Here is a 17,549-nt window from a genome sequence, read left to right as displayed (position 1 = left end):
ATAGATTTAGTTTCACGCCGTTCGTGATGTTACTCTCATAACTGGAATCTATGATTGCGCCAAAATTACCGACGTAACCATCTGATATAAATGCAACTCAATAATAAAATACACTTGTAACAAAGTGCTAACAAATGTATAAAAACAATTCTACACTCTCAACTGTTCAAAGATTTTCGGAGTAACGCATGAACCCTTCTATTTCTTCACATGCTGACAAGGCGCTACTCTCTGAAAGAATCAATAAATTAGCGCACGCTCTCTCTGATGGTGTCTATGAAAGAGAAGACACAATTAAGCTTTGTTTACTGGCCGCTTTGGCTGGTGAAAGTGTGTTTCTATTAGGCCCTCCGGGCATCGCGAAAAGTCTTATCGCGAAACGTCTCATTCAGGCGTTTGACAACAGTAGTTACTTCGAATATTTGATGACTCGTTTCTCTACTCCAGAGGAAGTGTTCGGCCCACTAAGTATCCAAGAATTAAAAGACAACGGTCGTTATGTAAGATTGACCGAAGGCTACCTACCAACTGCACAAGTCGTATTCCTCGATGAGATCTGGAAAGCAGGCCCTGCAATCCTAAACACTCTACTTACTGTCGTTAACGAAAAGACTTTCAAAAACGGCAGTGATATTGAACGTGTACCGATGCGTCTACTCGTGTCGGCATCCAACGAACTTCCAGATGAAGACAGCGGCTTGGAAGCACTTTACGACCGTATGTTGGTACGCGTGTTCGTAAACCGTATCCAAAACAAACAAAACTTCAAATCGATGCTGACGACGGGTACTTCTCAAGAAGCGGTAATTCCACAAGGTTTGGCGATTACGGATATTGAATATCATCAATGGCAGAAAGAGCTTGATAAGCTAGAACTGACAGACAATTCGTTTGATAAGTTGTTTGAACTGAAAACCATGCTTGAAGAGACGGTTAAGAAGCAAGGCTCTGCGTCAGAGTCAGAATTGTATGTATCAGACAGACGATGGAAGAAGGCCGTTAAACTATTGAAAGCGAGTGCGTTCTTCAGCGGTCGCGATAGCGTGAACCCGCTAGATATCATGCTTCTGCAAGATTGTTTGTGGCATAGCCCAGAATCACGTGATGTGGTTCGTAGTGTGGTGAAAGACTTTGCATTGAACCGAGCGTTTGATCAGCAAGAGTCGAAAGCTCAAATTGAAATGTCTCGTGAAGAGTTAGAAGAGATTCAAGACGATGTTGAATCAACGTTGTCTGTGTCGCTTTCTATGGAGTCAACCAGTGGCTTGCTGCGTAAAGACGTTTACCAGAACGATATTAAGAACGCGAAAATGTACAGCGTGGGCAGTGCTTACAATCTCGTGAAACTGGTTATGCTGCAAAGCAACATGTCGGTTTCTGAATCTGAGAAAGGCGATAGCCGTTGGGTATACGTGGCCAAAGACGATTTTGATCGTGTTCTTAAAGAAGGTCACGGTGATATTTACGGTTACGTAAACGAAAATAAAAATCTATGCCGTTTAAAACTCGACTTGGATGCATCAAACCAATTAGTGATTAAAGACATCGCCAATCGCTCTGTATTGGTGAGTGTGGTTACTACTGACGGTCTAGACCAAGAACTGTACAACAAGTGGTTGAGTGGCGCTGAGAAAGCCTTAGAACAGTTAACTGAAGCTGAATTCAAGTTAAAACGCGTTCGTACTGAATTCCATGATGCGCTTCCTCATAACTATATTGATCCTGATTTACCGAAAGCGATGGAAGCAAGTTTGCAATCGGTAACGCAAGATCTTGAAACAACGAAAGTGAAGAGTGCCAAGATCGCTCAGCGTATTAAGTTTATGAGCCAGTACTTCGAGTAAGAGGAGAGCATATGTTAGGAGCAGACGGCTTAAACCTCGCTTTGATGGTAGCTGATTCAGGAATCATTGATACCGCGATGAATGATCTCATCGCTCGTTCTCAAGTCATGATGGCTGCTGAGAACAAAGGTGTGAAAACCTCAGTGAAAAACCACTTAGTTAAATGGCGCGGTAAAGTTAAAAAACGCGTTACTAAGGTGTGTGAAACTGATCGATTCCAAGAGGAAATCGCCCTTTATCAAGAAGTGATTTACTGGGATGAACCTCAGTTCTTTGATGAAATTGACAGTGTTATCAAAAAGCTGGAGTGGCACTCAGCGTTTTATCTACAAGCTCGACGCCTTATGGAGAATAATAAGGGCGTTTATAACGCGATGTTTCCACACTACTTTTGTGACCAATGGTACCAATCACTTTCTGATGCGATTAAACAAGCTCAAGTAACCGAGCTTGAAACAAGCAAAGAAAAAGTCTTAGCCGATCTTTATCAGCGCATGGAAACCATGAAAAACATGGACAAAGTGACAGAGTCGGGTGATGAAGGCAGTGTAGGGCGCTTGTGGGATATGGCATCTACCAAGTTAAGCAAAACAGACCTTACCATAATGAAGCGTCATGCTGAGTTCTTGAATAAGCACAAGGGCTTGCAAGAGATTGCTGAAAAGCTAGGCCGTATGGCTGGTGAGGAAGACGATCCTTCGCTACACAAAGCCCCTGTAGAAGAATTGCAGATGGTTGAAGAGAAAAGTGATGAAGCGGTCGATGATATTGTGGGGATTCATGAAAGTGATGACCTGAACAAAATGCTGCCAAACGAAACCATGTTCCTAGCTTATCCTGAACTTGAGGTTATCTTTTACAAGCACTTGGCCGACAAGCGTTTACTTAGCTATCGTTCGCAAGGTAAATCACGCACGTTACGGAAAGTGAAAGCGCAAAAACCAGATAGCAAGAACATCAATATTGAAAAGGGTCCGTTTATCGTCTGTGTGGACGCTTCGGGTTCGATGAGTGGTTTCCCTGAGCAGTCTGCTAAAGCAATGGCTTATGCCTTAATGCAAATCGCTCTTGCAGAAGAGAGAGACTGTTACGTGATTCTGTTCTCTTCTGAGCAGATTACCTATGAGTTAACAAGGCAAGATGGCCTACGTGAAGCGAGCGACTTCCTAAGTTACTCATTCCACGGCGGTACGGATTTAGAACCTGTTCTTATGAAGTCGATTGACTTGATGACGGGTGATAAATACAAGAATGCCGATTTAATCGTACTTTCTGACTTTATTGCACCTAAACAATCAGACGAAATGATTGCTCAGGTTGAAAAGTTGAAAGAACACAAAAACCGTTTCCATGCGGTAAGCCTTTCGAAATACGGTAACCCTCAACTTATGACGATGTTTGACCACTGCTGGGCGTATCATCCGAGTCTTGTCGGTCGTTTCATGAAAAAGTGGTAGCGCTAGAACATCTTGTTTAACTCGATTTTGCTGTGTGTTTTTTGATTGAAGAGATCGAACATGCAGCAATTTGATTTAAATGTCAGCAAACGGAATTTAAATTCACTTTTTTGTTTGACTATCTCCCCTCAATCCGTAAAGTAGGCACCCGAACACAGCGGTGCGGCTTACTTAAGTCCCTAAAGTGTTGAATTAAAAAGGCGCCTTGGCAGAGTGGCTATGCAGCGGATTGCAAATCCGTGGACCTCGGTTCGACTCCGGGAGGCGCCTCCATTCTTTCTCTTATTTTGATAAGTTAAGAGATAATAAGAATGAAAATGCGATACTAGCTCAGTTGGTAGAGCGCAACCTTGCCAAGGTTGAGGTCATCGGTTCGAACCCGATGTATCGCTCCAAATTTTGTAATGTTGATTCATTTCGACATTAAGATGGTGTTTTACTTTTCAGTAAGCGGCATTGCAATAAAGAATTGCGTGCCCTGGTGGTGGAATTGGTAGACACAAGGGATTTAAAATCCCTCGACGTTCGCGTTGTGCCGGTTCAAGTCCGGCCCGGGGCACCATCTATTTGATTGTTACCTTTTGCTTGGTAATGCTCAAAAGAGTTGTTCTCTTAAAACACTATTGAAGGCGCCTTGGCAGAGTGGCTATGCAGCGGATTGCAAATCCGTGGACCTCGGTTCGACTCCGGGAGGCGCCTCCATCATTCAGAAAAAACCAGTCCTAGTGACTGGTTTTTTCGTTTCTGGCCCCGCTAAAAGCTTCCTACGCACCCATTTCAATGCTTATCAAAGAAATCTTTGTTACGGATATACTTGCTCATCAAGTGGTAAGAGAAAGGTCTTATCAGCCAACTAAAGATAGAACGACCAAGGCGGATTAAGGTTGGGGTGTTCTCGTAGATTCGTCCGTTATAAAGGGCTTTGTTGCGTAATTAAATTTAGAGATAGAGCCAACCCGTTTCGCTTGTTTCTTAGTCAATACGACAAGTTTCAGGCATACCTAACCCAGTAAGCTTGTTCAACGCTTTTATCATCGCGTAAGTTTCACCCACCTGGGCATTGTAATTTCTTAAGCTCAGTTTCCCTCCTAGCAACTGTTTAACTCGATACATCGCTGTTTCTGAGAGTGAACGTTTGTGGTATCCATACCGCTCTTTCCAATACTTATTTGAGTCGTATAATTTCTGGCAACCCACGGCGAGATTTCGAGGGTGACCACGCTCCCAGAAGGCAGCCCCTTCTCTTGGGGGAATAAGCGCAATAGCTCCCTTAATCTTAATAGCAGCGTGACACGCTCTCGTGTCGTAAGCGCCATCACCAGACACCTCAAGGATACTTCGGCGTGTTTGTTTCAGTAAGTTCGGGAGTACTTCTCCATCTGTAACCGTCGATAAACTTAGCTCGGCGGCAATGATCTCATGAGTGTTGGTATCGACTGCAATATGCAGCTTTCGCCAGACTCTACGCTTGCCATCCGTCCCATGTTTTTTGACTTTCCATTCACCTTCGCCATAAACCTTAAGGCCAGTAGCATCAATGGCTAGGTGCTGTATCGCTCCTCTCGTTTTAGTCTTAAATGAAACCTCAACTTGCTTGGCTCTACGACTGATGCAGGTGTAATGCGGACAACTTAACGGTACATGGGCTAACCTAAATATCGAGTCGATAAATCCTTGCAGCGCTCTCAATGGCATAGAAAAAACTCGTTTGACCATGAGTGCTGTCGTGATAGCTAAATCACTGAACCGACGCGGCCTACCGCGCTTATTCTGTTTGCTTTGCGCCCATCCGCTTATTGCTTCTTCATCAATCCAAAAAGTCAGAGAACCACGGTTAATGAGTGATCGGTTGTATTGCTTCCAGTTGGTTGTTTTATAACGAGGCTTAGGCATAGGACTACGAGATAGAGTGGAGGTAGCTGATCAGATCGTAGGTTCTTGATTTAGTTCCATTGAATTACGCAACAAAGCCGTTATAAAGCCAAAGCACTTTGCCTACATGCCAATAGAGCAAAGGAACCGGTGGCATGAAGGTCACGATGTCGATGTCACAGCAAATTCGGTAGGTTTTCTTACTCATGCGATAGTGCTTTCGAAAGCTCCAGTCACCAATGGCGGGTTGGCCAAAGGTCACTATTCGCTTAATACAGCCAGGGTACTTTTGATCAAAGTAATCAGCGAAGACACAACCGATAGCGCCTCCAGAAGAGTGGCCAGTAATAGACACTCTTTTGCCTTGTTCGATGAGAGGTGTGAGCGTGGCTTCTAAGCGCTCAATAACGGTTAAGCCAAGCTTATCTTCATTACGGCTTGGCTGGCTCTCTTGAAACATCAGATGGTAGAAGCCTGCATGCACACGATAATTGAGCCCAATCCTCTTACAGCTTCTTGTCCATAGAGCAAAGGTCAGTAGCCAATCTGAGATACTGTGCGATCCTTTGATAACCACAACCACTTCATCTTTGTCGCTACTCCACAACACTCGAATCATGGTTTTGCCAAACTGGTTCTTGATGATGCGTTGTCCATTAGGGTCAAAACCATAGCGAGTTTGTTTAAAAACTCTAGGGTAGGCGAGGTTACAAAGAACGGCATAGCGCTCATATTGATATCGTTTTAGTGGTTTCACATGTTTACTTCTTAATAAGAGTTACTTAAAACTCTAGTCGTTGAATGTGAAATGCACATGAAAACGCCATTTGCTTGGTTTAAAACAATAAAACCACCGCGTTGAATCGGTATTTGAATCAATGGTTGTCAGTGATTTGTCCGTTTAAATTAGAAATCCAAGTATAAGAACCGTACAAGCTGCACTAAATTTATTCTTTTGAGTTCGATAATTAATCACTTGAATTAAAAGATAAAATTTATAGTTGACGAATTTTTTCCTTCCGTTAAAGTACACCTCGTTCTCACGGCTTAGGTCGCTGAGAGATGGTGTTTTTACTTTTCAGTAATTGGCCTCGCAAGATTGCGTTGCCCTGGTGGTGGAATTGGTAGACACAAGGGATTTAAAATCCCTCGGCGTTCGCGCTGTGCCGGTTCAAGTCCGGCCCGGGGCACCATCTATCTAGCTTCTACTTTTTAAGTAGAGTGATGAACAAAGAGTTGTTCTCTTAAATCACTATTAAAGGCGCCTTGGCAGAGTGGCTATGCAGCGGATTGCAAATCCGTGGACCTCGGTTCGACTCCGGGAGGCGCCTCCATTCTTTCTCTTAGTTTGATAAGTTAAGAGATAATAAGAACGAAAATGCGATACTAGCTCAGTTGGTAGAGCGCAACCTTGCCAAGGTTGAGGTCATCGGTTCGAACCCGATGTATCGCTCCAAATTTTGTAATGTTGACTCATTTCGACATTAAGATGGTGTTTTACTTTTCAGTAATCGGCATCGCAATAAAGAATTGCGTGCCCTGGTGGTGGAATTGGTAGACACAAGGGATTTAAAATCCCTCGACGTTCGCGTTGTGCCGGTTCAAGTCCGGCCCGGGGCACCATCTATATGATTGTTACCTCACTTGGTATTAATCAAAAGAGTTGTTCTCTTAAAACACTATTGAAGGCGCCTTGGCAGAGTGGCTATGCAGCGGATTGCAAATCCGTGGACCTCGGTTCGACTCCGGGAGGCGCCTCCACTATTCAAAGTTGAAAGGCCAGCAGAAATGCTGGCCTTTTTGCTATCTGAAATTCTAAACCCTCATGCTATCTCCAAACTCCCACGTATGCTCTCTAATCAGTAGCATCTCTAGGGGCATAGCCTTATCTGATCACTTTCATTGCCGGTCTTTTGCTTGTGTAAACCTATCATTTGTTGAACAACCAACAGCATCTGTTAACCAATTGTGCCGTTTGTGAGTGGGATGAGTAGGGAATAGAAAAGGGCGACTGTCTTTTGCGTCATTAAGTTCTTCATATTTATACATAGTTGCTCATGATCCTGTAACGCTTTCATGAGTTATTACACTTATCATGACTACAAATGAAAATGATTGTCATTTAACTACGTTGCTGCTAACCTATTGTGAAAATTTACAACATCTTACCTACTGCACGAAAGTGTATATAAAACCCCGCTAAACCTTATTAAACCTACGGTTATTCGTTTGCTTCGTATGATAAATCAGCAGATCTACCTCTTTTGTCCTACCCCTTTAGGGTAGTTCGATTTCGTAATTGATTTACATCATATTTTCATTTTCTTTCATAATTCATTATTCGCTCAGTTAAGAAATATATAACCTTCAGGAATTCTTATGAGCAAGATGAAGCTAGTCGTTATCGGTAACGGGATGGTCGGCCATCGCTATATCGAAGATTTAGTCGAGAAGACAGATGTTGCAAACATGGACATCACGGTGTTCTGTGAAGAACCACGTGTAGCCTATGACCGTGTACACCTTTCTTCTTACTTTTCACACCACACTGCAGACGAACTTTCTTTAGTTAAAGAAGGCTTCTACGAGAAACACGGCATCAATATGCTGATCGGCGAACGTGCTATTAACGTTAACCGTGAAAAGAAAACAGTTTACTCAAGCACTGGTCGTGAAATTCAATACGACAAACTTATCCTTGCTACCGGTTCTTTCCCATTCGTACCGCCAATTAAAGGCAACGAAGGTAAAGACTGTTTCGTTTACCGCACAATCGAAGATCTCAAAGCTATCGAAGCAACCGCTAAGAACTCAAAGTCTGGTGTTGTTGTGGGTGGCGGTCTACTTGGTCTTGAAGCGGCAGGCGCACTAAAAGCACTTGGCGTGACAACACACGTTGTTGAGTTCGCTCCTAAGCTAATGGCTGAGCAACTTGACCAAGCGGGTGGTAACCAACTTCGTCAAAAAATCGAACGTATGGGCGTAAACGTACATACAAGTAAGAACACGCTTGAGATTGCTCCTGAAGGCACTGAAGCTCGTAACGTAATGCGTTTTGCAGACGGTACAGAGCTAGAAACTGATTTCATCGTATTCTCTGCTGGTATTCGCCCACAAGACAAACTTGCTCGTCAAATGGGTCTAGGTATTGCACCTCGTGGCGGTATCGAGATTAACGATCACTGTCAAACGACTGATAAAGACATCTACGCTATCGGTGAGTGTGCGTCTTGGAACCAAACGTTCTACGGCCTTGTTGCTCCTGGCTACAAAATGGCGACTGTAGCTGTTGACCACGTTGTCGGTAACGAAAGCACATTTGAAGGTGCGGACATGTCTGCGAAGCTTAAGCTTCTAGGCGTGAAAGTAGGTTCTATCGGTGATGCAAACGGCCGCACTCCTGGCTGTAAGAGCTACGTTTACCAAAACGAAGAGCAAGAAGTTTATAAACGTATCATCGTTTCTGAAGACAATAAAAAGCTTATTGGCGCAGTGATGGTTGGTGATACGTCGGACTATGGCGATCTTCTTCAGCTAATGCTGAACGAAATCGACCTACCAGAACACCCAGATGCATTGATTCTTCCTGCTCACGCTGGTGCTGAAAAACCAACACTTGGCGCGGATTCTCTTCCTGAGTCTGCTGTTATCTGTTCTTGTTTCGATGTAACGAAAGGCAAGATTGCTCAAGCGGTTGCTGAAGGTCACCACACCATTGGTGATATCAAAGCAGTAACAGGCGCAGGTACGGGTTGTGGTGGTTGTATTCCACTTGTGACTTCAGTATTAAACGCTGAACTTGCTAAAGCTGGTGTAGAAGTGAAGAACGACGTGTGTGAGCACTTTGCTTACTCTCGCCAAGAGCTTTTCCACCTGATTCGTATTGAAGAAATCAAAACGTTCGATGAGCTACTAGAGAAATACGGTAAAGGCTACGGCTGTGAAGTATGTAAGCCTCTAGCGGGTTCTATCCTTGCTTCTTGCTGGGGTGAGCACATCCTTAAGCCTGAGCTAGTGAAGCTGCACGATACCAACGATAACTTCCTAGGTAACATGCAAAAAGACGGTACTTACTCTGTTATCCCTCGTATGGCGGGTGGTGAAGTAACACCACAAGCGCTAAGCGTTCTTGCGGATGTTGCTGCTGAATACAACCTGTACACCAAGATCACGGGCGCACAACGTATTGGTCTGTTCGGTGCTCAAAAAGATGACTTACCAGCAATCTGGAAGAAGTTAATCGCTGCAGGCTACGAAACTGGTCAAGCTTACGCAAAAGCACTTCGTATGGCGAAAACATGTGTAGGTTCTACTTGGTGTCGTTACGGCGTTCAAGATTCAGTTGGCCTAGGCGTGATGATCGAGAACCGTTACAAAGGCATTCGTACCCCTCATAAAATGAAGTTTGGTGTGTCTGGTTGTACTCGTGAGTGTGCTGAAGCTCAAGGTAAAGACTTAGGTATTATCGCGACTGACGCAGGTTGGAACATGTATGTATGTGGTAACGGTGGTATGAAACCTCGTCACGCAGACTTACTGGCAAGCGACCTAGACCAAGAAACGCTAATCAAGTACATCGACCGTTTCATGATGTTCTATATCCGTACGGCTGCGCCACTACAACGTACTTCGGTATGGATGGACAACCTAGAAGGTGGTGTTGATTACCTACGTGAAGTGATTGTAGACAACAAGCTTGGTATCAATGACCAACTTGAAACTGACATTTCTGGCCTAGTTGATAACTTCGCTTGTGAATGGACAGATACAATCAACGACGAAGCTCAACTTAAGCGCTTTGCACACTTCATCAATGCTGATGACCGTGATGATAACGTTGTGTTTGTTGAAGATGGTCGTGAACAACACCGTCCAGCAACATTCACCGAGAAACACTCTGAAGCCATTACTTCAAGGCATCAGGGCGACATCATTCACGTAGAATCTGTTTAAGGGGAGACGACATCATGGCATTTACCAAAGTTTGTAAGATCGAAGACATTATCCCAGGTACAGGTGTTTGTGCGTTGGTTGGTGGTGAGCAAGTGGCTATCTTCCGCCCAACTAAGGCTGAAGAAGTATTCGCGATTAGCAACACAGACCCATACTTCCAATCTAACGTGTTATCACGTGGCTTGATTGTTGAGCACAAAGAAGAGCTTTGGGTGGCAAGCCCACTTAAGAAGCAACGCTTTAACCTAGCAACAGGTGTCTGCATGGAAGACGAGAACTTCAACGTGAAAGCGTATAAAGCTCGTGTTGCCAAAGGCGCTGTAGAAATCTCTGCTTAATCTTCGGATGAATAAGATTTGATAGTTCAAGGGTTCTAGTTCTCGATATTGCCTTAACTCGGCAACTAGAGCCTTTTCCTATCCAATTTTAACTTTTAATTTAAACTTTTTAAGGACAACCTTATGTCTCCTGATTACAAACCAGCTGAATTCGTTCAAACGATGATCGATGTGGGTGAAGCGAAAACGAAAACAAGTACTCGCGACCTTCTGATTCGAAGCACTATGGCTGGTATCATCCTTTCTTTAGCGGTTGTTGTTGCTATTACAGCAATGGTACAAACCGGTATTGGCCTTGTTGGTGCACTTGTGTTCCCAGTTGGCTTCGTGATTCTAAGTGTAATGGGTTATGACCTAGTAACTGGCGTATTCGGCCTTGCACCTTTAGCGAAATTCGACAACCGCCCAGGTATTACTTGGGGTCGTATCCTACGTTGTTGGGGTATTGTTGGTCTTGGTAACCTTATCGGTTCTCTTATTGTTGCTTTCCTTGTTGCAGTATCACTAACGGGTAACTTCTCTTTAGAACCAAACGCTGTTGCTCAAAAGTTCATTGCTGTTTCTACGGGTCGTAGCTTAGGTTTTGAAAACATGGGCATGGACGGATGGATCACGTGTTTCGTACGCGGTATCTTCTGTAACCTTATGGTATGTCTTGGTGTGATTGGTAACATGACTGCTCGCACAGTGTCAGGCCGTGTAGCAATGATGTGGTTCCCAATCTTCATCTTCTTCGCACTCGTATTTGAGCACACAGTGGTAAACATGTTCCTATTCCCACTAGGTATGATTCTGGGCGCTGATTTCGGTATCGCGACATGGTTGAACTTCAACCTTATCCCAACAATCCTAGGTAACATCGTTGGTGGTCTACTAATGACGTGTGTTCCTCTATACCTAACTCACGCTAAAACAGCGCCTTCTTTAGGTGCTAAGTAATCCTCAATAGGGTGAAACGTAATTTAGTATGAGATTAAGAGCCCCAACAACATGTTTGGGGCTTTTTTAGTTCGAAAGCCCTTATATCATTGCGCAAATTACTCGCAATAGACTGTTTTGTTATAATTACTTCTATCTTCGTTAGTATTTAGACTGAATATTTATAACAACACCTGATAGTCTAAGGGTTAAGGATTTGGATAAGTCATCATGAATACAGTGACTTATCACATAGATTTAAGCTTGAGATAAAACAAGCAAACCTTCGGAGCGCAGAATGTCAGAAGTATCGTCATCGAATGTTAAAGAAGTAAACAAAGGATTTGTTTCATTGGTAGGTGCTGGTCCGGGCGACCCAGACTTACTTACGCTAAAAGCCGCACGAGTGATTCAACAAGCAGACGTGTTGGTTTATGACCGCTTGGTATCAAAAGATATTTTGGCGATGGCTAACCCAGAAGCAGAAATGCTGTATGTGGGTAAAAAGCTTGATCATCACTGTGTACCGCAAGATCAGATCAACCAACTGTTGGTCACTAAAGCGCAAGAGAACAAGCACGTAGTGCGCCTAAAAGGTGGTGACTCGTTTATCTTTGGCCGTGGTGGTGAAGAATGTGAAACGTTAGCTGAGAATGACGTGAGATTTGAAGTGATTCCGGGCATCACGGCAGCTGCAGGCGCAACGGCTTATGCGGGCATTCCGTTGACGCACCGTGATCATGCACAAAGCGTGCAGTTTATTACAGGTCACTTGAAGAAAGATGGCGAAGATATTGACTGGCAATCTCTTGCTCAGCACAACCATACCATCGTGTTTTACATGGGCTTGAAAGAGAGTCCGAACATTCAAAAGAACTTACTCGATAACGGTATGCGAGCTGACATGCCAGTTGCGATCATCGAAAATGGTACGCGCCAAGAACAGAAGGTGTTTAGAGGTGGGTTACGTGATTTAGCTGATCTTGCTAGCGTCGCAAAGAGCCCTGCGCTGATTGTTGTAGGCAGCGTGGCTCAGCTTCATGAAAAACTTGCTTGGTTTAACAAACAAGCTTGATCGTTTGACCGTCTAGTTGAATCTCTAAGCCACTACTAAGCCCATCAAGAATCAAATACTGCAGCGGCTGCCTTGTCGCTGCATTTCTTGTTGGCGCATAGGCATTTCGTCAATGATATTGGTGATCTGTTTCCAATCTGTTTTGCCACTCCATCGGTGCTTCTCTTTTCCGTCTTTACCAATCAAAACAGCGGTGTGAGATCCTTTCGGGATCTCGTAAATGCTAGTGACTGCCTCTAAGTTAAACTCTTCTTCTAGCCAAGTCGGAACTGTATAACCACTCTCAGCAATAACCATAATGACGACATCTCGTTCGTCCAATTGACAGTTATTGAGCAACACTTCATTCATAAACTCTTTAACGACTGAATCTTCCTTTGGAGCGAAATAAATAACACTGCGGTGCGGCAAAGGCTTTGAGTGAGAATAGGCGGGGTAGGCGAGTACAGAATTGATGGTTAAGCTCATGATTAATACCGTGCTGATGGTCAGTAGTTTAAACAAACTAAACCAGATACCAGAGTTTGATGGTTGATTTAAAGTTTGCACCGTTTTGGTTGTGTCGATGCTTACGTTCGAATTGTGTGTTTGTCGGTGCAGCATTGCCAACCTCCCTTTAAAAGCTCTAAGCCTGAGTACGATTTGAATGCAACGTAAAGAAGAAGGTGAAGATCAGACCCACCTAAGAAACGTTAAAAACAAATCTACTTACTGTCAATCCCACTTTAAAATGTCCTCATTTGTCCCAAATAGAAATGTCCCCTTGTTAGGTCTTTCGACTGGAAGCTTTGAATGGTTCGGTGAGGACAGGGTTGATGGCTCGAGGCGCTGTTTGAAGGGCTCTTTGTTGTGCACGGCGCTTGGGGGCTTTCTTACTGCGGGTTCGTTGCTGTTGTTGTTCGAATTCTTCTTGTTGTTGCTGAGCAAATTTTAAAACTTGGCCGAGGCGTTTGTTGTCGACGATTTGGGTTTGTTGAACGTGCTCGAGTTTGTCGAAGGTTTTGAATTCGAGTTTTCGATGCCCGTATTGGATGGCGATTTCACCGTTTGGGTAGTCGAGTATCTTGACATGTTCGTGCGCTAGTCGGCTGTTTTCTTCAGTAGGTTCAATGAGATAAATCACTTTATCGTATTGAAATGTCAGCGACTTTGAGAGCTTGCGGGTTTCTTGCCAACTGAAAATATCGTCGAGTTCTTGCTTGGACTCTCGAACCGGGCGATGCATGTCTTTTGGGTATTGAGCGGGCTTAGCAAAGCGATGGTTAAAATCGGCGATGAAGTAGGGAAGCCAGGCGTTGGCTTGTTCGATGGTGTCGATACCTTGTAAGCGCATCTCTTTAACCAGTCGGTCTTGCAGCGTGAGGTTGGCTCGCTCAACGCGGCCTTTGGCTTGGGAGCTGTTGGCACAGATGAGTTCTATGGCCAGTTCTTTCAGCACGCGCCCGTATTGAGTTTGGCCAACTTGTTTGTGTTTCTCCTGATTCACTCGAAAAATTGAGTGCTTGTCACTGTAAAATGCGATGGGTTTACCGTGCTCATTGAGGTATTCACGCGTGGTCAACATGTAGTCAAATGCGGATTCTGTCTCGCTGAATCTTAGGTTCATCAAACGGCCAGTCGCATCATCAATGAACACCAATAGGCAGCATTTGTCGCTGCGGCCTTCAAACCAGTCATGATGGGAGCCGTCAATTTGGATAAGTTCACCCAAGCAATCACGACGGTAACGAGGCTGATAGACTCGAGGTTTGCGTTGTGAATGTGGAAGCCACAGTCCGTCGGCGATCATCCATTGACGGAGTGTTTCTTTAGAGACGGATAGATTGTGTCGTTCAGTCAGTTTTTCCAGAGCGAACGTTGGTGAGAAGTCAGAGTAATGCTCACGGATAAGTTTCAGTATTTCAATTCTGAAATGTTCTGAGTAGCGTCGATTACTTGGGCGTCCACGCGCTGCGTGTGTAAGACTTTGAGCACCAAGAGAGACCAGTTTGTTCACCAAACGTCGGATATGGCGCGCAGACAGATTCAAAATTATAGCGGCGTCAACTTGGCGTAGTCGTTTTTCACGTACGTCAGTAAGCACCTTGAATCGATGAATATCTTTTTCACTCATAGTAATAAGCATCCGGATAACTCCTAAGCAGACCAATATAGGTAAGCTTAGGAGGACATTTTAAAATGGCTCAAACCGGACATTACTAAATTGCTCTAACACTTACAATAAGCATAGTTAGGATTACGTTAAAGACACTTAGCTTTACGCTAAAGATATTAGGTTTACGTTAACGATAGCTGGCAGGTTCATTTTTATTGAGTAAAGCGACTCGCATTTTACAATTGAATAGAATAGGGTATACGGAAAATCTAAAGGTATGAATTTATGGAAAACATAGCAATTTTGGTCGACGTTCAGAACGTTTACTACACGACGCGCGACAAATACCGTTCTAACTTCGACTATAACCAGTTTTGGTATGTTGCCACGGAAGGGCGTAACGTTGTTGTAGCTAATGCTTACGCAATCTCAAGCCAAGATCCCAAGCAGCGTCAATTTCACCATATCCTTCGTGGTGTGGGTTTTAATGTGAAATTAAAGCCGTTTATTCAGCGTCGAGATGGCAGTGCAAAAGGCGACTGGGATGTGGGTATTGCGTTAGACGCGATAGAACTTGCTGAGACGGTTGATACGATTGTTTTGGTATCGGGAGACGGTGACTTCGAAATCCTTGTAGAGCGAATCAAAGAGCGTTTTGGCAAACCTGTTGAAGTGTATGGTGTTCCGGGATTAACTGCTCAAAATCTTATCGATTCTGCCTCAAAATTTGTACCGATTGAAAAAGATTTTCTTCTATAGAGGAAATCGAGCACTTTATAATTGAAATCAATAATAACGATAATTAGAATGCAAACAGTTCTTATTTATCGGTGTGTGTAATGTCTCGCGTTTTAGTTGTTGATGATGATATTCAGTTGTGTGAGTTATTGGGTGAAGTGTTAGAAAATGAGGGGTATCACGTTGATACTGTTCATTGCGGTGAATCCGCGCTTGAGTTTATTCAAACTCATCCTGTCGATTTGGTTCTACTCGATGTAATGCTTCCGAACCTAAGCGGCATTCAAGTAGCAAGGCGTATTTGTCAGCGTTTTGCTACTCCCATTCTTATGCTAACCGCGCTTAACGACGATGCCTCAATGCTCGATGGCTACCAAGCTGGAGCCGACCAGTACATTGCTAAACCTTTCAATGTTCCTGAACTCTTAACCCGTATTAAGGTGATCTTGCGCCGAGTGGGTTTTGAACGCCAAAGACAATCTTTAGCTTCGTCTAATCACGGCTTGTGTGAACAACTCTCTCGTTTGCCATTAACCGGCACTGAAAAAGACTTGCTTGATTACTTAGTTAAAAATGACGGTATTGTTGTGTCCAAATCTGATCTGCAAATCCATGTACTCAAGAAAGAGCTGTGTCCCTTCGATCGTAATTTAGATATGCATATCAGCAATATACGTAGAAAGCTCGTTCAGGCCGGTTTGTCTAAACAACATATTAAAACCGTTCGTGGTAAAGGTTACAGTTACCTAGAGTCGGTAGGAGCATGAGTAAAAAACTGCTGCGTTGCCCTGATTTTATTACTAAGCGTAAAGAGGGACTCACTTTCCAACTGTTCAGTTACCTGACCGTCATTTTGGTGAGTATTTTGATCCTGCAAGGGGTAGCAGAAAGAGCCTTGATGAAAGCGCTGCTTAAAGTGCCAGAATCGGTAAAAGCGGAAATGCTCGACCTTGCTTATCAAGCGAATGTGTTGATTGAAGAAGGGGACATGGATGAACTCGCGGACTGGGGCAATGCTCAGCAGTATTATCTGTTCGTCATCGACAAAGACAATCGCCCGATCACACATCGTCACATGCACCCGCATTTTGAATTTAAGCTCAAATACTTAAGAACGTTAGATCACCAACTTAGTGATCGTGTTAGTAAACCGATCTTCGGTCTGCCACTAGATAATGGTAAAACACTGGTTATCCAACTACCGCACCAGTTTCACCCTGCAAAATCTTTTGCCCCATACTCCTATATGCTTAAAGCTTTGATTGCATTGGTCGTTTTGTCTCTGTTCTCAATTATTATGGCCAAAAGCCTGCAGCAACCGTTGGATCGATTGAGAGAAGCGAGCCGCAGACTGGCTCAAGGTGACTTTACGGTCAGTGTGGTGTCGGAGTTAAATTCCACCACGCGAGAATTCAACGAGCTCGCACACGATTTTGATCATATGACCTTTGAGATTAAATCTCTGGCTGAAAAGCAACGTCGTTTGATTCGTGATGTGTCACACGAGTTAAGAACGCCATTAGCAAGGCAAAACCTCGCACTGCACCTGCTGCGCAGCAAGGTTGATGATAAAAGCATTGGTTTGCTAGAACGAATGGAAAATGAAACAGAAGAGATGAACAAGCTGGTGGGTGAGATACTTGAATTTAGCCGCTTAGAAACCTCTCGCTATGACTCCAAGTTAAGCTTAATGCACCTTGAGCACTATTGTTCAATGTTGATCGCGCAGATGCAAAACGATTTAAAACCGAATCAAACTTTGATTGGCTCCCTAGAGACGCCGACATCAATGGTGAACGTCGATGAGAGGCTACTGCTTCGAGTGATTGGTAACTTGGTCGGGAATGCCATTAAATACGCGGGTGAGAACGCTCATGTTGTCGTGACTACATATGAACAGGTCATAGATAAACGTTACAGTGTCATATCTGTAGAAGATGACGGTGATGGCATTCCTGATAACAAGATTGCAGGTATATTCGACCCGTTTACACGAATAGAATCAGCCCGAGACAAACAGTCTGGCGGTTACGGTCTAGGCCTTGCGATAGTTAAAGAAGCGATGGGTGTGATGAATGGACATGTAACTGCTGAGAATAGAGAAGGTGGGGGATTGAGAGTGAACTTGATGTTCCCAATCGGTGATTAGCTTTCTCTATTGAGAAGAAGGCTAAATAGATAATTGTCCCAACTCAGTTTTACTGACTTAAGCGATACCCAATAAAAAACGCCACTGCATCTGCAGTGGCGTTTTTCTTT

Annotated in this window: 12 protein-coding genes, 9 tRNA genes and 2 pseudogenes; 18 read left to right on the top strand and 5 right to left on the bottom strand. The window is 43.9% G+C overall.

Annotated features, from left to right (window positions below):
- Positions 1 to 188 precede the first annotated feature (188 nt).
- The 6 genes from OCV20_RS19700 to OCV20_RS19675 all read left to right on the top strand — a co-directional run bounded on the left by OCV20_RS19700 (position 189) and on the right by OCV20_RS19675 (position 4,003).
- A complete protein-coding gene (locus tag OCV20_RS19700; RefSeq protein ID WP_086775916.1) occupies positions 189 to 1,844 on the top strand; it encodes an ATPase RavA domain-containing protein in 1,656 nt (551 codons plus the stop codon).
- Between the two features lie 11 nt (positions 1,845 to 1,855).
- Positions 1,856 to 3,301, top strand: coding sequence for an ATPase RavA stimulator ViaA (viaA, locus tag OCV20_RS19695; protein WP_086775917.1), 1,446 nt, complete (start codon positions 1,856 to 1,858; stop codon positions 3,299 to 3,301).
- 199 nt (positions 3,302 to 3,500) lie between these two features.
- Positions 3,501 to 3,574: transfer RNA gene (locus tag OCV20_RS19690), tRNA-Cys, on the top strand.
- Positions 3,575 to 3,620: 46 nt separating this feature from the next.
- Positions 3,621 to 3,696 (top strand) — tRNA-Gly (locus OCV20_RS19685).
- Between the two features lie 80 nt (positions 3,697 to 3,776).
- Positions 3,777 to 3,863 (top strand) — tRNA-Leu (locus OCV20_RS19680).
- Positions 3,864 to 3,929: 66 nt separating this feature from the next.
- Positions 3,930 to 4,003, top strand: a tRNA-Cys gene (locus tag OCV20_RS19675).
- A gap of 75 nt (positions 4,004 to 4,078) precedes the next feature.
- On the opposite strand, the pseudogene OCV20_RS19670 reads toward OCV20_RS19675, so the two are convergent.
- The 3 genes and pseudogenes from OCV20_RS19670 to OCV20_RS19660 form a co-directional block, all read right to left on the bottom strand.
- Positions 4,079 to 4,219 (bottom strand): annotated as a pseudogene (locus OCV20_RS19670) (lipase family protein); the annotation flags it as partial.
- 54 nt (positions 4,220 to 4,273) lie between these two features.
- Positions 4,274 to 5,194, bottom strand: coding sequence for an IS5 family transposase (locus tag OCV20_RS19665; protein WP_261881408.1), 921 nt, complete (start codon positions 5,192 to 5,194; stop codon positions 4,274 to 4,276).
- A gap of 76 nt (positions 5,195 to 5,270) precedes the next feature.
- Positions 5,271 to 5,930 (bottom strand): annotated as a pseudogene (locus OCV20_RS19660) (lipase family protein); the annotation flags it as partial.
- A 349-nt stretch (positions 5,931 to 6,279) separates the two neighbouring features.
- On the opposite strand from OCV20_RS19660, the gene OCV20_RS19655 reads away from it, so the two are divergent.
- The 9 genes from OCV20_RS19655 to cobA all read left to right on the top strand — a co-directional run bounded on the left by OCV20_RS19655 (position 6,280) and on the right by cobA (position 12,457).
- A tRNA-Leu gene (locus OCV20_RS19655) sits at positions 6,280 to 6,366 on the top strand.
- A 67-nt stretch (positions 6,367 to 6,433) separates the two neighbouring features.
- Positions 6,434 to 6,507: transfer RNA gene (locus tag OCV20_RS19650), tRNA-Cys, on the top strand.
- 46 nt (positions 6,508 to 6,553) lie between these two features.
- A tRNA-Gly gene (locus OCV20_RS19645) sits at positions 6,554 to 6,629 on the top strand.
- 80 nt (positions 6,630 to 6,709) lie between these two features.
- Positions 6,710 to 6,796, top strand: a tRNA-Leu gene (locus OCV20_RS19640).
- 64 nt (positions 6,797 to 6,860) lie between these two features.
- Positions 6,861 to 6,934: transfer RNA gene (locus OCV20_RS19635), tRNA-Cys, on the top strand.
- 618 nt (positions 6,935 to 7,552) lie between these two features.
- A complete protein-coding gene (gene nirB / locus OCV20_RS19630; protein ID WP_086775772.1) occupies positions 7,553 to 10,126 on the top strand; it encodes a nitrite reductase large subunit NirB in 2,574 nt (857 codons plus the stop codon).
- Positions 10,127 to 10,140: 14 nt separating this feature from the next.
- Positions 10,141 to 10,464, top strand: coding sequence for a nitrite reductase small subunit NirD (gene nirD / locus OCV20_RS19625; RefSeq protein ID WP_017058221.1), 324 nt, complete (start codon positions 10,141 to 10,143; stop codon positions 10,462 to 10,464).
- A gap of 123 nt (positions 10,465 to 10,587) precedes the next feature.
- Positions 10,588 to 11,403, top strand: a complete 816-nt coding sequence (locus tag OCV20_RS19620; RefSeq protein WP_017062558.1) for a formate/nitrite transporter family protein — start codon at positions 10,588 to 10,590, stop codon at positions 11,401 to 11,403.
- Between the two features lie 277 nt (positions 11,404 to 11,680).
- Positions 11,681 to 12,457, top strand: a complete 777-nt coding sequence (gene cobA / locus OCV20_RS19615) for a uroporphyrinogen-III C-methyltransferase (RefSeq protein ID WP_017071487.1) — start codon at positions 11,681 to 11,683, stop codon at positions 12,455 to 12,457.
- A gap of 51 nt (positions 12,458 to 12,508) precedes the next feature.
- Here cobA and OCV20_RS19610 read toward each other — a convergent pair whose 3' ends face one another.
- Positions 12,509 to 13,060: a DUF4174 domain-containing protein gene (locus OCV20_RS19610; protein ID WP_086775773.1), complete on the bottom strand. Its 552-nt coding sequence runs from the start codon at positions 13,058 to 13,060 to the stop codon at positions 12,509 to 12,511.
- Between the two features lie 163 nt (positions 13,061 to 13,223).
- Positions 13,224 to 14,570, bottom strand: coding sequence for an ISNCY family transposase (locus tag OCV20_RS19605; protein WP_108721727.1), 1,347 nt, complete (start codon positions 14,568 to 14,570; stop codon positions 13,224 to 13,226).
- Between the two features lie 267 nt (positions 14,571 to 14,837).
- On the opposite strand from OCV20_RS19605, the gene OCV20_RS19600 reads away from it, so the two are divergent.
- The 3 genes from OCV20_RS19600 (at position 14,838) to OCV20_RS19590 (ending at position 17,439) form a co-directional block, all read left to right on the top strand.
- Complete coding sequence (locus OCV20_RS19600) at positions 14,838 to 15,311, top strand: LabA-like NYN domain-containing protein (RefSeq protein WP_086775923.1); 474 nt, start codon at positions 14,838 to 14,840, stop codon at positions 15,309 to 15,311.
- A gap of 80 nt (positions 15,312 to 15,391) precedes the next feature.
- Positions 15,392 to 16,057, top strand: coding sequence for a response regulator transcription factor (locus OCV20_RS19595; RefSeq protein ID WP_019822797.1), 666 nt, complete (start codon positions 15,392 to 15,394; stop codon positions 16,055 to 16,057).
- Positions 16,054 to 17,439 carry a sensor histidine kinase gene (locus OCV20_RS19590; protein ID WP_086775924.1) on the top strand — a complete coding sequence of 462 codons (1,386 nt, stop codon included), beginning with the start codon at positions 16,054 to 16,056 and terminating at the stop codon, positions 17,437 to 17,439. The genes OCV20_RS19595 and OCV20_RS19590 overlap by 4 nt, the downstream gene beginning before the upstream one ends.
- Positions 17,440 to 17,549 lie beyond the last annotated feature (110 nt).

The sequence above is a fragment of the Vibrio coralliirubri genome (assembly GCF_024347375.1).
GTDB classification, from domain to species: domain Bacteria; phylum Pseudomonadota; class Gammaproteobacteria; order Enterobacterales; family Vibrionaceae; genus Vibrio; species Vibrio coralliirubri.
Note: the sequence above shows the minus strand (reverse complement) of the source record. Positions and strands in the feature narration are given on the sequence as shown.

What these genes read in the sequence shown, in the direction of transcription:
- OCV20_RS19700 (WP_086775916.1), top strand. Translation starts at nt 189, where the DNA reads ATGAACCCTTCTATTTCTTCACATGCTGACAAGGCGCTACTCTCTGAA.
- viaA (WP_086775917.1), top strand. Translation starts at nt 1,856, where the DNA reads ATGTTAGGAGCAGACGGCTTAAACCTCGCTTTGATGGTAGCTGATTCA.
- OCV20_RS19665 (WP_261881408.1), bottom strand. Translation starts at nt 5,194, where the DNA reads ATGCCTAAGCCTCGTTATAAAACAACCAACTGGAAGCAATACAACCGA.
- nirB (WP_086775772.1), top strand. Translation starts at nt 7,553, where the DNA reads ATGAGCAAGATGAAGCTAGTCGTTATCGGTAACGGGATGGTCGGCCAT.
- nirD (WP_017058221.1), top strand. Translation starts at nt 10,141, where the DNA reads ATGGCATTTACCAAAGTTTGTAAGATCGAAGACATTATCCCAGGTACA.
- OCV20_RS19620 (WP_017062558.1), top strand. Translation starts at nt 10,588, where the DNA reads ATGTCTCCTGATTACAAACCAGCTGAATTCGTTCAAACGATGATCGAT.
- cobA (WP_017071487.1), top strand. Translation starts at nt 11,681, where the DNA reads ATGTCAGAAGTATCGTCATCGAATGTTAAAGAAGTAAACAAAGGATTT.
- OCV20_RS19610 (WP_086775773.1), bottom strand. Translation starts at nt 13,060, where the DNA reads ATGCTGCACCGACAAACACACAATTCGAACGTAAGCATCGACACAACC.
- OCV20_RS19605 (WP_108721727.1), bottom strand. Translation starts at nt 14,570, where the DNA reads ATGAGTGAAAAAGATATTCATCGATTCAAGGTGCTTACTGACGTACGT.
- OCV20_RS19600 (WP_086775923.1), top strand. Translation starts at nt 14,838, where the DNA reads ATGGAAAACATAGCAATTTTGGTCGACGTTCAGAACGTTTACTACACG.
- OCV20_RS19595 (WP_019822797.1), top strand. Translation starts at nt 15,392, where the DNA reads ATGTCTCGCGTTTTAGTTGTTGATGATGATATTCAGTTGTGTGAGTTA.
- OCV20_RS19590 (WP_086775924.1), top strand. Translation starts at nt 16,054, where the DNA reads ATGAGTAAAAAACTGCTGCGTTGCCCTGATTTTATTACTAAGCGTAAA.